The following is a 13,257-nucleotide window of genomic DNA, read 5'->3' as shown; positions in this document are numbered from 1 at the left end:
GGGCCGCGTTGTGCCATGCTCATACCGGACTACCGGACTACCGGACTACCGGACAGCGGACCTTCAGGGGCACACGTGTTCGACGACCTGCTCGGGCGGGAGCACGCGGCCGGCGTGCTCCGCTCTCAGATCGCCAGGGCCGTGGCGAGTCACGGCGGTCTCGTGCTGGTCGCCGGCGAGGCGGGCATCGGCAAGACCGCGCTGGTGACCGGCGCGGCCGAGGAGGCCAGGGCCCGGGGCGCCCTCGTGCTCGGCGGCTCGTGCTGGCACGCGGAGAACGCGCCCGGCTACTGGCCGTGGGTGCAGGTGATCCGCGGGCTGCGGCGCGCGGCGGCACCGCGGGAGTGGGCGGCGGCCGAGGAGGCCGCGGGCCCCGACCTGGCGATCCTGCTCGCCGGAACGGGCGGCGCGGGCGCCGCCGAGAGCTTCGGCCTCCACGACGCGGTGACGACGGCCCTGGTCACCGCCTCGCAGCACCGGCCGGTGGTGATCGTTCTCGAAGACCTGCACTGGGCCGACACGGCGTCCCTGCGGCTGCTCCAGTTCGCGGTCCAGCACACGTGGTTCGAACGGCTGCTGCTGATCTGCACCTACCGCGACACGGAGGTCGCACCGCCGGAACACCCGCTGCACGCGCTGATGATGCCGCTGGTCGCCAAGGCGACGACGCTGGCGCTCGCCGGTCTGAACGCGGACGAGGTCGGCGCGCTCATGGCCCGCACCGCGGGCCGGGACCCGGGCCAGGGACTGGTCGCCCAGGTGCACCGGCGCACCGGCGGCAACCCGTTCTTCGTCGAGCAGACCGCCCGGCTGTGGCACGGCGGCGGCGGGGTCGGCGGCATCCCGCCCGGGGTGCGGGAGGCGGTGCGGCGGCGGCTCGGGCTGCTGCCGGAGCACGTCGTCGCCCTCCTCACCGGCGCCGCGGTGCTGGGCCGGGAGTTCCACCGGCAGGTGCTCGCGGCCACCGCCGCCGCGCCCGTGGCCGAGGTCGACCGGCTCCTCGCCCACGCGGCCGTGGCCCGCCTCGTCGAGCAACGCCCCTCAGGACGCTTCGCGTTCGCGCACGATCTGGTCCGCGAGACGCTGTACGACTCGCTGGACGAGGCCGAGCAGCGGCGCCGGCACGCCGCCGTCGTCCGCGCGCTCGACGGCGCGCCCGAGCTGGCCGACCGCGTGCCCCCGGCGGACCTGGCCCGGCACGCGCACCTGGCGGGCGGCGAGCTGGATGCCGCACTCGCCGTGGAGCTGCTGCGGTCCGCCGCCGAGGAGGCCAGGGGCCGGATGGCGTTCGAGGAGTCGATCGGCCACAGCCGCAAGGCGTTCGAGCTGGCCGCCGCGGTCGGCCCTCGCCGCCGCATCCTGGCCGGGCTCGACCTCGCCGGCCAGCTCGGCCACGCCGGCGGCCCCGTGCACGCGACCGACGTCTACGAGCAGGTGGCCGACGAGGCCCGCCGCCTGGACGATCCGGAGCTGATGGCCCGGGTCGCGCTGTCGATGTACCAGTCGAACGGCCCGATCTTCCGCACCCGGCTCGGCCGGCTGAACACGGAGCTCCTCCAGCACGCCCACCGGCGGCTGATCGGCGAACCGCAGGGCAGACCGCTGCCCGCGGGCGAGGACCCGGACACGCTGGAGCGGATCGCCCGCGAGCTGAGCATCCGTTCCGCCGTGCTGGCACGGCGCGGGCAGGACGAGGACGCCCTCTCGTTCAGCCTGTGGGCGCGGCACGACACCATCTGGGGTCCTGGCACCGCGGCCGAACGCGAGGCGCTGACCGCCGAGATGGCCGAAATGGCGCGCCGCCGCGGCAACGCGGACCTGGAGCACTTCGCGACGGCGCTCGGCTGGGTCGCGCTCCTTGAGCAGGGCGATCCGCGCTACCTGGAGCAGTTCGACGCGTTCCTGGCCTCCGTGGAACGCATGGACCGGCCGCGCTACCACCTGTCGGCGGCCATCGACCGGACCATCCTCGCCACCTTCCAGGGCCGGTTCGCCGAGGCGGAGGAGGCGCGGGCCCGGCTGGCGGATCTGATGCGCCACGACGACCGCGAGGAGCTCGCGCTCTTCCGCAACCACATGTGCTGGGCGCTGCTCCAGGAGCAGGGCCGGTTCGCGGAGCTGGCGGAACAACAGGTGAGTTCGGGCGCGAAGGGACACCCGCACCCGGAGCTGGTCGCGGGCATCGACGCGGCCGAGCAGGGTCAAGTGGCCGCCACGATGCGGCACTTCGACACGGCGCGGGCCGCGTGCTACCCGCGGCATGTCGAGGCGCTGTGGCTGCGCTTCCAGGCGCAGGCCGCCGCCCTGTCCCGCGACCCGGAGCTGATCGCCGCGGCCAGGGCGAAGCTCGCGCCGCTGGCCGGGCAGTGGGCGGTGTCGATGTTCGGGTTCGACATCAGCGGCCCGTTCCTGCTGTGGTCGGGCCTGCTGGACCTCGCCGAGGAACGCTGGGACGATGCGGTCGGGGCGTTCACCGAGGCGGCCAGGTCGGCCGACCGGCTGCTGGCCCGCCCCTGGGCGGCGCGGGCGCGGCTGCACCTGGCCCGCGCGCTGCTCGGCCGCGGCGGCGCGGGCGACGCGGAAGCGGCGCGGGTGCTGCTGCGCGAGACGGCGGAGGAGGCGGCGGACCTCGGCCTGCGGAACGTGGCGGAGCAGGCCGCGGCGGCGCTGTCGGAGCCGCGGGCCGCGGCGCCGGAGCGGAACGAGTTCCGCTTCGACGGGCGGGTGTGGACGCTCCGTTACGCCGGGCGCACCGTTCACCTGCCGGACGCGAAGGGGCTGCGGGACCTGCGCCACCTGATCGGGCAGGCGGGGCAGGACATCGCCGCCGGCCGGCTGCTCGACCCGTCCGGCGAGGTGCAGGTGTTCGGCGGCGATCCGGTGCTCGACGACGAGGCGAAGGCGCGCTACCGGCAGCGTCTTGACCGGCTGGACGACGAGATCGACCGGGCGGCCGGGCGCGGCGACCCGGCGAAGGCGGCCGAGCTCGACCGCGAACGAGCCGCGCTGCTGGACGAGTTGCGCGCCGCCGCGGGCCTCGGCGGGCGCAGCAGGCGGCTCGGCGACGAGGCGGAACGGGCCAGGAAGACGGTCACCGCCCGCATCCGCGACACCCTGCGCCGCCTCGACACCCACCACCCCGAACTGGCCGCCCACCTCCGCGCAACCGTCTCCACCGGCACGGTATGCACCTACCACCCGCCCCCGGGCGAGGAAGCCCACTTCCGGCTGTAGGCGGCGAATCCACGGCCGGGAGCGGTGACTTGAGTGACGGTGATGACGGTCCCTACGAGCTGACCGCGGACATCGCGGAGTTGATCCGGCCGCGTTCCCGTCGGCTCGTGACCGACCGGCGCGGTCCTTCCGTGTGGCGCGTCGCCGGGGCCGATGCTGTCATGCCGTCAAACTCGGGTACCCGGCCGCGCCCACGCACGCCCGGACCGCGCGCGCCCCGGCCCGGGAGGCTCCGGTTCTCCGCCGGCTCGGCCGCGGCGGCATCCGCCGGATCGGCCTCGCAAAGGGCCTGCTCGGGCGATGCGGCAACGCGGCGAGGGGTGCCGGGCTACGACGGTGACGGGCGGTCGCGGTCGCCGACCGCCACCTCGATCCGGCGGGCGATGCCGATGAACGCTTCGACCTCCTCCGGGCTCAGATCCCGCACGGATGCTTCCTCCAGCGTTCGCCACATCGCCGTGAGGGGCTCCCGTAGGGCGCGGCCCTTGTCGGTGAGCCGAACGACCACCGCGCGCCGGTCGTGCTCTGCCGGTTCGCGGGTGAGCAGCCCGGCGTCCTGCATCCGGCGCAGGGACTTGGAGACGGTGGAGTGGTCCAGGCCGACGCCGGCGAGGAGTTCGGACTGGGTCTGGCCGTCCTTGTCCAAGAGCTGCATCAGCAGCAGTTCCTGCCCCGGATGGAGATCCATGGCGCGGAGCATGGCGGCGGCCCGGCTCCGGTGAGCTCGGGCGAGTTGGAAGACCGCGTGGCTCAGGCGTCCCTCGCGGGCGGAGCTCGGCACCGGAGGTCCGGGATCGTTCATCGCTCATGTTCCTCGGGGTGCGTGGGCGGGGGACCGAAGTGCCGCCGCCGCGGAAGAAGACCTGGGTCGGGGAGAGCCGCCCGCCGTGCGAGCCGTGCTGCCCGTCATCGCGGCGGGCCGACGACGATGTTGCCGTACAGCCCGGCGGCCTCCGCCAGCAGGGACGGGGAGATTTCGAAGTCTTCGGGACGCGGCGTGGCGAGGTCCCGTCCGGCGTGGCGGAACATGCCCTCAATGCCGCCGGGCGTGGCGATCATGAGGAGGTCCGCGCGCTCGGAGGTGATGCGGTAGGAGTGCGGGATGCCGCGCGGCAGGTAGACGATCCCTCCCTCACCCAACTCGTGTTCCTCCTCGCCGCACCACACCACGGCGGTGCCCTTGACGAGCAGGAACACCTCGTCCTCGCGCGTGTGCAGATGGAACGGCGGTGCCTCGCCCCGGGGGACGTCGAACCGGCCCACGGTCAGCTTCCCTTCGGTGGCGTCCTTGCCGAGCAGCACGGAGAACGTGCCTCCGTCGAGCCATTCGAGCTTCTGCTGCTGCTCGCGCTGCGCCAGATAGGCCAGGGTCATGTGGTTCTCCTCGGCGGTAGAGGACGGTCCGGGGCAGCCGGCCGCGCGGAGACCGGCCCGCCGGGGCCGATTTATGTGGCCAGCCACATAAACGTATACGCCATTTGCGTGGCTGGCAACATAAATGGGGGCCCACGTTGGCCATCGCCCCCTGGGCGGCCGCGACGACAGCCCGCTCCATTTGTCAACGTGTCGACCGGGCCCTGATGGGCTTAACCCCCCGGCCGCCTGGGGGCCTGAACGGCTCCTCTCGCGAACGCGCCTGGCCCTAACGTGGACAACCGCCACCAACCAGGCGGCCCAGAACGCAAGTTCCCAAAGGAGTACCACCTTGTTCTCTCCCGTGACGACGAGCCGCAGGCCCCTGCGTACCGCCCTGGCGCTGACGTTAGCGACCGGCCTGAGCGGGCTCCTGATCGGCTGCGCGGAGGCGGAGGCGAGCCCCGCCCCCGCGCCGGACAAACGGCTGGCCGAGCTTGCACAGACCGCAGCGGACACAGGCTCCTTGGGCGTGATAGTCCGGGTCGAGCAGGGCGACGGCCGGCTGGTGGAGCTCGCACGCCAGGCCGAGTGGACCAAGGACGATCATGATCTGGCCGCGACCGATCAGTTCAGGGTCGGCTCCAATACCAAGTCGGTCACCGCCACACTCATTCTCCAACTGGTCGCCGAGCACAGGCTCGGCCTGGACGACCCGGTGGAGAGGTGGCTGCCGGGACTGGTGCCGGGCGGCCAGGACATCACCGTCGAGATGCTCCTCAACCACACCAGCGGCTTGGACGACTACCTGCTGACCCCGGACTTCCTGCCCTCCCTCACCGGGCAGGAGCAGCGCGTCTGGCAGCCCGGGGAACTGCTCGCGATCACCCAGCCCCAGGACCCCCCGACCGCTCCTGGCGAGAGCCACTACTACAGCAACGCCAACTACACGGCCCTCGGCCTGATCCTCGAGCGGGCCACCGGGCAGAGCCTGTCCGAGCTGATCGCGGAGCGGATCACCGACCCGCTCGGCATGAACGACTCCTTCCTGGCCACAAGCGGCAGCTGGGACCCGGAGAAGCCGCACGCATCCGGCTACGAGCCGGACGACGAACGTCTCAGGGACATCCTCGCCCCGGTTGTGGACCTGCCGGAGGGGATAGGTTTCGTCGGCCCCGAGCGGCCGCACGACAACGTGAACACCACCGACATCGACCCGAGCTGGTCCTGGGCGGCGGGCGGCATGGTCTCCACCGCCGAGGACTGGACACGCTTCCTGTCCGCGCTGATGTCCGGTGAACTCCTGCCCGAGGCCCAGATGGAGCAGATGCGCACCACCGTCCCCATCCCCGACGAGGACGGCGACTACGGCCTCGGCCTGATGCGCAAGACCACCTCCTGCGGCACCGTCTGGGGCCACACCGGCGGCCTGCCCGGTTACTCCAGCGAGATCTACACCGACGACACGGGCCAACGCAGCGTCGCGGTCCTGACCAGCACCAACTTCGGCATCATGGAAGCCGAGGCCGCCACGGCCAACTCGGCCCTGATCGACGCCGCGATCTGCGACATGCTCGACGAGCCCTTTTCCGCCACCGGGAACAGCGCCTCGCCCTCGTAACGCGCCGCGGGGCGCCGCCACGGCGCCGCGTCCGGGCGGCCACGGCACGGTCAGGCGGCCAGGCGCACCTCGCGGTGGCGGTCCCCGTCAGCAGCCCTCGCCGCCCGGGCGGGCCCGGCCAACTCGCCGTGGGCCGGGGCGAGGAGGTCGGCCAGGCGCAGACCGAGGGCGCGGGCCGCCGCCGCGAGCACCTCGGAGGACGCCTCCTTGCGCCCGCGCTTCCACCTCGGACAGACAGGGCATGGAAATCCTGGCCGCCTCGGCCACGTCCTTGAGGGTCCGCCCCTGCACCAGGCGTCTGCGGTGCGGCACGTCGCCGACGACGTGCCGCCACAGGGGTTCGGGGCGGCCTGGGGCTCCGCCTGTCCCCGTCCGCTCACCTCCGCGCGGCTCGGCGGCCGTCGTCGCCTTGCGCAGCGGGACGACGCGGGCTTGATTCGGCGCGTGGCGGCTCCCTCCGTCAGACCAGGAGGGCCCCGACCCGGCCGGCCGGACGTCTTCGAGGTCTGCGTGGCGCTTTCCTGAGCTGTCCGACCGGCACGGGGAGGGATTCAGCGCTGCGCGCCGCCGAGCCCGGCCCACTCCAGCAGCGACGACGTGGCCACGGCGCGGTCGTCCTCGGTGAGCCGGTCGATGCTGATGCCGACGTGGTTGGTGTCGGGCGCCGTCATGACGTACGTCTCCTCGCTGCCGGCACCCGCCTCGAACGGCTTCGCGCTCCACGGGTCGTCGGCCCCGTTGATGTACAGCATCCGCTCGCTCTCGTCGCGGACCCAGTTGTGGACGTCGACGACCGCGCTGTTGTCGAACGCGGGCAGCTCGACGTTCGGCGGCACGAAGGCGGCCGAGTACATCAGCTCGGGGTACTCCACCAGGTCCGCGATGTGGTCGACGGAGTACAGCGGGTTACCGAGCTGCGTGGCGGCGTGGTAGTAGTGCGGCTGCGTCGGGGCGAGTTCCTGGTCGGAGGCGAAGCCGGTCGTCGCCGTCAGGTAGTCGTAGATCTCCTGGGAGGTGGCGGTCGTCGCGGGGATGTCCGCGCAGTCGGCCTCCGTGTGGACCTGCCAGAACTGCCAGCGCAGCAGGTTCGGTCCCGACTCGAACGAGGCGTCGACGCTGCCGACGGTCTCGAACGTGGCGCCGGTCTCCTCGGCCCACGCCGCATGCAGGCCGACCATCTCGTCGCGGCGCTCCAGCGCCTCCCGTTCCAGCGCCGCGAGGGCGTCGCGGCACTCGGGCGTGCCGACGGTGTTGAGGAACTCGTCGTAGGGCTCGGTGTCTTCGCGGTCCGTGATGCTGGGCGCGACGTAGGCGACGGTCCCCGCCATGTCCTCGGGGAAGAAGTGACGGTAGTAGGTCGCGACCATGCCGCCCCTGCTGCGCCCGCTGGAGATCCACTCCTCGGCGTAAATGTCGTCCAGCGCCTGGTAGATGCGGTGCTGGTCGTTGGCGGACTGCCAGATGTCCAGCGTGCTCCAGTCGTCCGGGTCGGGCACGGACTCGCCGAAGAAGCGGTGCTCCATGCCGACCTCGTTGCCGCCGAGGAGCTGGGTGGGCTCGCTGACCGCCGGGTTCGGGTTGATGTAGTAGCCGTTGGTCCAGAAGACCGTCGGCCGCTCTTCGCCTGTGTGAAGGATCGAGATGCGCTGCTCGAACGTCTCGCCGTCCGGGTCGCGGTGGTCGACGGGCTGCGTGAAGTTGAGGAGGAAGAAGCGCTCGCCGTCCGGCCCCGGCTTCTCCTCGATCAGACTCACGCCCGGAACGGCCAGGATACGGTCCTTGATATCGGCGACATCGGCGTCCCGGCCCGAATCGGCCACCGCGGGACCGCCGATGAGCGTACCCCCGGCCGCCAGCGCAATCGCTCCGGTCAGACATCTCCTGCGAAGACTCATGCCGCGAAGCTAACAACGACCCACAATTGCAGAGAAGTTGAGCGAAGCAGTTGAACATGGCCGCCCGGGGCTCAATCCACGGTGCAGCGGGTGAGTTCGACGACGAGCTGGGAGGCCAGGAACCAGGGGGCGTAGGGATCGCCGTAGGGCAGGCAGCTGTCGGGGTGGGACGCGAGGCCCCCGGCCGGGGTCGGGGAGAAGAACCCGCCGAACACGCCCCAGGTCCGCGGCTTGCGGAAACGGACGGTCACCGGATCGGTCAGGTGCGGGCAGTGGCGGACGGCCAGCGCGGCGCACGGGCGGCAGACCGGCGGCTTGGTGCAGAGCGTCCCCTCGGGCCAGTCCGGTGATCCGGCCATGTCGTCGGGGCGCTGGAGCAGGAACAGCCACCCCTTGGCCGTTCGGCTGGCCTGCCCGCCGCAGACCTGGCACAGCTTGTTGAGCATGGTGTGCCGCTGGCGGTCGGAGTGCAGGGCGCGGAAGTCGGGCCGGCCCTTCCCCGGCGCCCGCCCGATCCTGGCCCACAGCACACTCCGGCCGTCACGGTCACCGGGCGTCTCGTCCCGGTAGGCGAGACCGCTCCGATCGGCCCGGACGGTCAACGAACCGCTCACCGCCGTCTTTTCTGCGGACCACACGACGGCATACGGAACGGGCAGAGTACGCGGCCTCACACTGCGAACAGACATATCAGCGGATGTCCTTCTCAGACGGTGACAAGGTCGGCGACCGGGGCCCACCACAGCGGCCCGCCCCAGCACTCGGCCCGGAGCAGCGCGCGCACGGGCCGCCTTATCCGGCGGGTACTGACCTCCGCGGTGGCGTCCTGGAGCAGAACGACGACGCCCACGCCGTCGGTCGCGACGTCACGGACACGAACGCCCGGCACGAGCCAGGCGGGCGGTGGGGGCGTGCGGAAGGTCGTGGACATTGCGTTCGACTCCGGGTGATCGCGCGGAAACGGGCTGCAACTACGCGCTGGAGAAGGAACAATGCGGCATCAGGAGGCCAACGGGCAAGCTTGGCAGCGGTTTAAGCAAAAGAATGGTCACCCCGTACCTCGCATGCCGCACCCGCGGGGGACTTCCGCGCACCCAAACCTTCTGAACCAGCACCGGAGGAGTGTGAAATAGCACCATGCCGAATGTTCGGGCCATCCCAACATTGCGCAGGCGACGACTCGGCGGAGCCCTGCGGAAGTACCGCAACGAGGCCGGGGTCACCTTGCTGACGGCGTCGCGCGCGATGGGCTGGGACGAGAGCAAGCTGTCCCGCATCGAAACCGCCGTGGCCCGCCTGCTGCCGCAGGACGTCGCCAAACTCCTCGCCCAGTACGGCATCACCGACCCCGAGGTGATCGCCGCACTGGAGGGCCTGTCCAAGGACGCCGGAAAACAGGGCTGGTGGCAGGCGTACGGGGACGCCGTCGGTCTCAGCTACAAGGACTTTCTGACGCTGGAGACCGACGCCGACAGCGTCCACATCTACACGCCTGGACTCATCCCCGGACTCCTGCAAACCGGCCCGTACGCCCGTGAGATCATCGCCGGCATCTCAACCACCCGCACTCCGCAGGAGGTTATGGCCCTTGCCGAGATCCGGAAGATGCGCCAGGCCATCCTCACCACCAGACCGGAGGGCGCCCCGCTGAAACTGTGGGCGGTGATCCACGAGGCCGGTCTGCACCAGCGGTCCGCCGGACAGCCGTTCCTGATGCGCCAGCAGCTCAAGCACCTGCTGGACATGACCGAACTGCCGAACATCACCATCCAGGTGATGCCGCTGACCGCGACGCCGCACCCGGGGATGCTCGGCCTCTTCCAGATCGTGCGCTTCCCGCACCCCTGGCCCACCGTGGTCATGCTGGAGAACATCCGCGGCGGCCACTTCGTGGAGGGCATCGAGGATGTGAAAGTTTTCGATACCGCCTTCGAACGGGTCGTCGCCGCCGCCCTCTCGGTGGACGATTCACAGCAGCTGATCAAGACCTTCATCGAAAGGAACCGGAAATGAACGCGTCCCGCAAGGACGACCTCTACGCCGTCGATCTCACTGAAGCCGTCTGGCGCAAGTCCCCCCGCAGCGACGGCGCGGAGAACTGCGTGGAGATCACCGACCTCCCCGGCGGCGGCGTCGCCATCCGCGACTCCAAGAACCCCCACCGCGCTCCCCTCCGCTACACCGCGGAGGAATGGGACGCGTTCCGCCAAGGCATCCTCGACGGCACACCCTGACCCGCGGCCCGCTCCGCCCCGACGACCGGGGAGAGCGGGCCGCCCTCGCGCTGATCTTCAGGCTCGGGCGAGGGCGGCGGCCAGCAGGGCGAAGGCAGCGATGATGACGGCGACGCGGACGTAGTGGAAGCGGTCCCAGCGGTCCACGTCCATGGAGGTCTCCTTCCACATCGACGACACCGAGAGCGTGGCCACGCCCCTCCCCGAGGACGAAGTCGTCATCGACGAATCCGCGATGGTGACGTACTGGCAGCAGGACATGGACACCGCGCTCCTCTGGTGACCCGGTCCGAGGGCTTCCCGCTTCAACGTGCGGTGCCTCCCCGCCTCTTCCGTTCCTTTCCAATGCAATGTCCAGCAGTTCCGGGCTGATCACCCTTCGGAGGAATCGACCGTTCTCCGCAGCGACGATGTGCCGCGGACGTTCCCGGGAACCGAGGCCAGTTGAGCAAGGCGAGGCGCCGCATAATTCCGTTGCGCCGCTTTCGGCAGCGGGCCGACTATGCCGCTGCGGCCGGAGCACGGCCCGAGCGGTCGTTGTGCCGGCGGAAAGGACCTCATGTCAGCCGTTGTCGTGGTCGGTGCGGGGATCGTCGGTGCCTCAGTGGCCTACCACTTGGCGCGTCGAGGCGTTCCGGTCACCCTGCTCGAACAGGGGCCGGGGCCGGGCACCGGGGTTACCGCGGACTCGTTCGCCTGGGTCGGCGGTTCCGGAGGCGATTGGCCCGGCGGAGCACAGGACTTGCGCGAGTACGTTCTGGCGGACTACGAGCGTTTGGAGGCCGAACTGCCCGACGTCACCCTCCGCCGGACCGGCTCGCTGAACTGGGGAGGCGGACCGGATCAGGAGTCACGGCTGATGCCCGGACAGTTCCGCGTCGGGCGAAGTGACATCACCGCCCTGGAACCCAACCTCCGGCACCCTCCGGATCAAGCCGTCCACGTTCCCGGCGACGCCGGTGTCGATGCGACGGCGCTGACCGGCGCGTTGGTGGCCGCGGCCGAGGCCCATGGCGCCACCGTACGCTACGAAACCGCCGTTACCTCTTTGCAGTTGTCCGGAGAGCGCGTCGAGGGAGTGCTGTCCGCAACCGGGCCGCACTCGGCCGCGACCGTCGTGCTCACTGCCGGAACCAACGTCCCCCAGCTCTGCGAGCCGCTGCCGGCCGATCTGCCCGTTGCTGCCTCTCCGGCCACCCTCGCGCGGGTCGCAGCACCGCCCGGCCTGGTCAGAACCATCGTGGCGCGCCCTGATCTGGAGGTCCGGGAAGTGCGTGACGGCGAGCTTCTGCTGGTCCTGCCGCACGTTGACGGTCCAGCGGCGCTCCGTGAACGGGCCGCGCAGGACGCTCTCCGGCGCCTGCGGACGGCCTTCCGTGGAAGCGACGAGTGCCGCCTGCTGGGCTACCGCACCGGCAGACGCCCCATGCCCGCGCACGGACCGCTCATCGGCTACGCGACACACGATCGGTCCGTCTACGTCGCGGTGATGCACCCAGGCGTCACCCTGGCGCCCACCGTCGGACGGCTCGTCGCCGACGAACTCGTGACCGCCAGACCGGCTCGCGAGCTTCTGCGTTGCCGGCCACGCGTCCACTGACCTCACCGCCCGAACCTACCGCGGCCGTTGAACGTCTGAGCGGCATGAGACATGGACAACTCCGCCCCGTGGTGGCGGTTGCGCTCGCGGCCATGGCCGCCCTGGCCGGCTGCGAGACCGGGCCCGAGCCCGAGCCCGGGACCGGGACCGGGACCGAGGGCGGCACCGGCAACGGCACCCCCGACGGGGCGGAGCAGCTGACGGACTCGCGCTGGCTGCCGGAGCAGGTCACGGTCGACGGCACCGAGCACCCCCGGCCGCCGGGCCTGACCCTCGTCCACCTGGACCTGCCCGACGTCGAGGAGTTCCTCGACGAGTACGGATGCCGCTACGGCTCCGACGTGACGCTCAGCGGCGACACCCTGCTGGTGGACGAGGTGATCAGAACGGACACCGGCTGCGCCGGGGAAGAGGACGCCTTCGAGGAGCACTTCCTCGACGTCTTCCAGGGCAGCCTCACCTACGAGATCGAGGACGAGGACGGCCCCGGCATGAACGACCCCGCCACCCTCACCCTCACCAACCACGCAGGCGGAACCATCACGCTCACCGAAGACCTGCCCATCCCGCTACCCACCACCTAGGAAGGCGGTTCACTCGATCGGAGTGCGTGATCTTGAAAGCCCTCCTGCTGCGGCGAAGGTCCTGAAGGATCGGCTGGCCGCCCGCGTCGGGGGGCAATACGTCATCGATCAGAGAATGGGACTCTTCCATGGCCGAAGTACTCAAGTACGGCGACCGGATTCACCTGCAAAACGCATACAGCAACTGGGGCGGCGGCTACCTCGACACCAACGGCCACAGCACCGCCACCGGCGGCGTCTACGGGGTCTCCACCGCCGACAGCGCGAACCGTGGCCAGGGCACCGGCACTTGGGAGGTCGCCTCGGCCGACGGCAAGGCCGCCGGCACGCCGGTCGCCAGCGGAGACCTGATCACCCTGCGCAACCTCTATTCGGCCGGCAGCTACCTGGACACCAACGGGCACGCCACCGCGGAGCAGAAGAAGGCCGGCGCCAAGTACGACGTCCAGACCGCCAAGAGCGCCGACCGCGGCACGGGCACCGCCGAGTGGCGGATCTTCGCCCAGACCTCCGCCCCGCAGGACGCCAACGTCCACATCGGGGACACCGTTCACCTGTGGAACGTCTACGGCGGCAACGGCGGTTTCCTGGAGACCAACGGCCACGGCCCCGCCAGCGGCAAGTACGACGTGTGCACCAACGCGTACTACAACCGCTCCGCCAACGTAGCCGACTGGCGCATCTCCCGCGCCTGACCCCCACCCGTGGCCCGTTCCCCACGGGGAACGGGCCGCAC

General features: G+C 71.2%; 13 protein-coding genes and 2 pseudogenes. 8 read left to right on the top strand and 7 right to left on the bottom strand.

Features of this window, described 5'->3' with window-relative positions; all coding sequences use genetic code 11:
- The first annotated feature begins 75 nt into the window (after positions 1–75).
- Positions 76–3,234 (top strand): AAA family ATPase, encoded by a 3,159-nt coding sequence (locus STBA_RS18265; RefSeq protein ID WP_077060272.1) that lies wholly within the window; start codon positions 76–78, stop codon positions 3,232–3,234.
- A gap of 328 nt (positions 3,235–3,562) precedes the next feature.
- Here the strand turns inward: STBA_RS18265 and STBA_RS18260 are convergent, their stop codons facing one another.
- Together STBA_RS18260 and STBA_RS18255 are read right to left on the bottom strand one after the other, a co-directional pair.
- Complete coding sequence (locus tag STBA_RS18260; RefSeq protein ID WP_077060271.1) at positions 3,563–4,036, bottom strand: MarR family winged helix-turn-helix transcriptional regulator; 474 nt, start codon at positions 4,034–4,036, stop codon at positions 3,563–3,565.
- Positions 4,037–4,140: 104 nt separating this feature from the next.
- Complete coding sequence (locus STBA_RS18255; RefSeq protein WP_077060270.1) at positions 4,141–4,608, bottom strand: cupin domain-containing protein; 468 nt, start codon at positions 4,606–4,608, stop codon at positions 4,141–4,143.
- 382 nt (positions 4,609–4,990) lie between these two features.
- On the opposite strand from STBA_RS18255, the gene STBA_RS18250 reads away from it, so the two are divergent.
- Positions 4,991–6,208, top strand: a complete 1,218-nt coding sequence (locus STBA_RS18250) for a serine hydrolase domain-containing protein (protein ID WP_077063412.1) — start codon at positions 4,991–4,993, stop codon at positions 6,206–6,208.
- Positions 6,209–6,258: 50 nt separating this feature from the next.
- Here the strand turns inward: STBA_RS18250 and STBA_RS18245 are convergent.
- The 4 genes and pseudogenes from STBA_RS18245 to STBA_RS18230 all read right to left on the bottom strand — a co-directional run bounded on the left by STBA_RS18245 (position 6,259) and on the right by STBA_RS18230 (position 9,034).
- Positions 6,259–6,625, bottom strand: a pseudogene (locus tag STBA_RS18245) (helix-turn-helix domain-containing protein).
- Positions 6,626–6,759: 134 nt separating this feature from the next.
- Complete coding sequence (locus STBA_RS18240; protein ID WP_079252001.1) at positions 6,760–8,103, bottom strand: S28 family serine protease; 1,344 nt, start codon at positions 8,101–8,103, stop codon at positions 6,760–6,762.
- Between the two features lie 71 nt (positions 8,104–8,174).
- Entirely contained in the window at positions 8,175–8,717 is a 543-nt protein-coding gene (locus STBA_RS18235; protein WP_143659508.1) for a hypothetical protein, read from the bottom strand.
- A 92-nt stretch (positions 8,718–8,809) separates the two neighbouring features.
- Positions 8,810–9,034, bottom strand: a complete 225-nt coding sequence (locus STBA_RS18230; protein WP_077060267.1) for a hypothetical protein — start codon at positions 9,032–9,034, stop codon at positions 8,810–8,812.
- A 206-nt stretch (positions 9,035–9,240) separates the two neighbouring features.
- Here STBA_RS18230 and STBA_RS18225 point away from each other — a divergent pair, with 206 nt between their 5' ends.
- Both STBA_RS18225 and STBA_RS18220 read left to right on the top strand, forming a co-directional pair.
- Entirely contained in the window at positions 9,241–10,116 is an 876-nt protein-coding gene (locus STBA_RS18225) for a helix-turn-helix transcriptional regulator (protein WP_077060266.1), read from the top strand.
- The gene (locus STBA_RS18220) at positions 10,113–10,337 is read left to right on the top strand and encodes a DUF397 domain-containing protein (RefSeq protein WP_077060265.1); all 225 of its coding nucleotides are present in this window, start codon (positions 10,113–10,115) and stop codon (positions 10,335–10,337) included. Before STBA_RS18225 ends, STBA_RS18220 begins: the two co-directional genes overlap by 4 nt.
- A gap of 57 nt (positions 10,338–10,394) precedes the next feature.
- Here STBA_RS18220 and STBA_RS36600 read toward each other — a convergent pair.
- Positions 10,395–10,484: pseudogene (locus STBA_RS36600) on the bottom strand (DUF1772 domain-containing protein); the annotation flags it as partial.
- Positions 10,485–10,488: 4 nt separating this feature from the next.
- Here STBA_RS36600 and STBA_RS39295 point away from each other — a divergent pair.
- The 4 genes from STBA_RS39295 (at position 10,489) to STBA_RS18205 (ending at position 13,216) form a co-directional block, all read left to right on the top strand.
- Positions 10,489–10,620: a hypothetical protein gene (locus STBA_RS39295; RefSeq protein ID WP_290443884.1), complete on the top strand. Its 132-nt coding sequence runs from the start codon at positions 10,489–10,491 to the stop codon at positions 10,618–10,620.
- 276 nt (positions 10,621–10,896) lie between these two features.
- Entirely contained in the window at positions 10,897–11,937 is a 1,041-nt protein-coding gene (locus tag STBA_RS18215; protein ID WP_077060264.1) for an FAD-dependent oxidoreductase, read from the top strand.
- Positions 11,938–11,981: 44 nt separating this feature from the next.
- The gene (locus STBA_RS18210; protein WP_079251999.1) at positions 11,982–12,521 is read left to right on the top strand and encodes an META domain-containing protein; all 540 of its coding nucleotides are present in this window, start codon (positions 11,982–11,984) and stop codon (positions 12,519–12,521) included.
- Between the two features lie 128 nt (positions 12,522–12,649).
- The gene (locus tag STBA_RS18205) at positions 12,650–13,216 is read left to right on the top strand and encodes a hypothetical protein (protein WP_077060262.1); all 567 of its coding nucleotides are present in this window, start codon (positions 12,650–12,652) and stop codon (positions 13,214–13,216) included.
- Positions 13,217–13,257 lie beyond the last annotated feature (41 nt).

Source organism: Streptomyces sp. MP131-18 (genome assembly GCF_001984575.1).
Taxonomy (GTDB): domain Bacteria; phylum Actinomycetota; class Actinomycetes; order Streptomycetales; family Streptomycetaceae; genus Streptomyces; species Streptomyces johnsoniae.
The sequence above is the reverse complement of the archived record's forward strand: the minus strand, read 5'-3'. Positions and strand labels throughout refer to the sequence as shown.

What these genes read in the sequence shown, in the direction of transcription:
- STBA_RS18260 (WP_077060271.1), bottom strand. Translation starts at nt 4,036, where the DNA reads ATGAACGATCCCGGACCTCCGGTGCCGAGCTCCGCCCGCGAGGGACGC.
- STBA_RS18255 (WP_077060270.1), bottom strand. Translation starts at nt 4,608, where the DNA reads ATGACCCTGGCCTATCTGGCGCAGCGCGAGCAGCAGCAGAAGCTCGAA.
- STBA_RS18240 (WP_079252001.1), bottom strand. Translation starts at nt 8,103, where the DNA reads ATGAGTCTTCGCAGGAGATGTCTGACCGGAGCGATTGCGCTGGCGGCC.
- STBA_RS18230 (WP_077060267.1), bottom strand. Translation starts at nt 9,034, where the DNA reads ATGTCCACGACCTTCCGCACGCCCCCACCGCCCGCCTGGCTCGTGCCG.
- STBA_RS18225 (WP_077060266.1), top strand. Translation starts at nt 9,241, where the DNA reads ATGCCGAATGTTCGGGCCATCCCAACATTGCGCAGGCGACGACTCGGC.
- STBA_RS18220 (WP_077060265.1), top strand. Translation starts at nt 10,113, where the DNA reads ATGAACGCGTCCCGCAAGGACGACCTCTACGCCGTCGATCTCACTGAA.
- STBA_RS39295 (WP_290443884.1), top strand. Translation starts at nt 10,489, where the DNA reads ATGGAGGTCTCCTTCCACATCGACGACACCGAGAGCGTGGCCACGCCC.
- STBA_RS18215 (WP_077060264.1), top strand. Translation starts at nt 10,897, where the DNA reads ATGTCAGCCGTTGTCGTGGTCGGTGCGGGGATCGTCGGTGCCTCAGTG.
- STBA_RS18210 (WP_079251999.1), top strand. Translation starts at nt 11,982, where the DNA reads ATGAGACATGGACAACTCCGCCCCGTGGTGGCGGTTGCGCTCGCGGCC.
- STBA_RS18205 (WP_077060262.1), top strand. Translation starts at nt 12,650, where the DNA reads ATGGCCGAAGTACTCAAGTACGGCGACCGGATTCACCTGCAAAACGCA.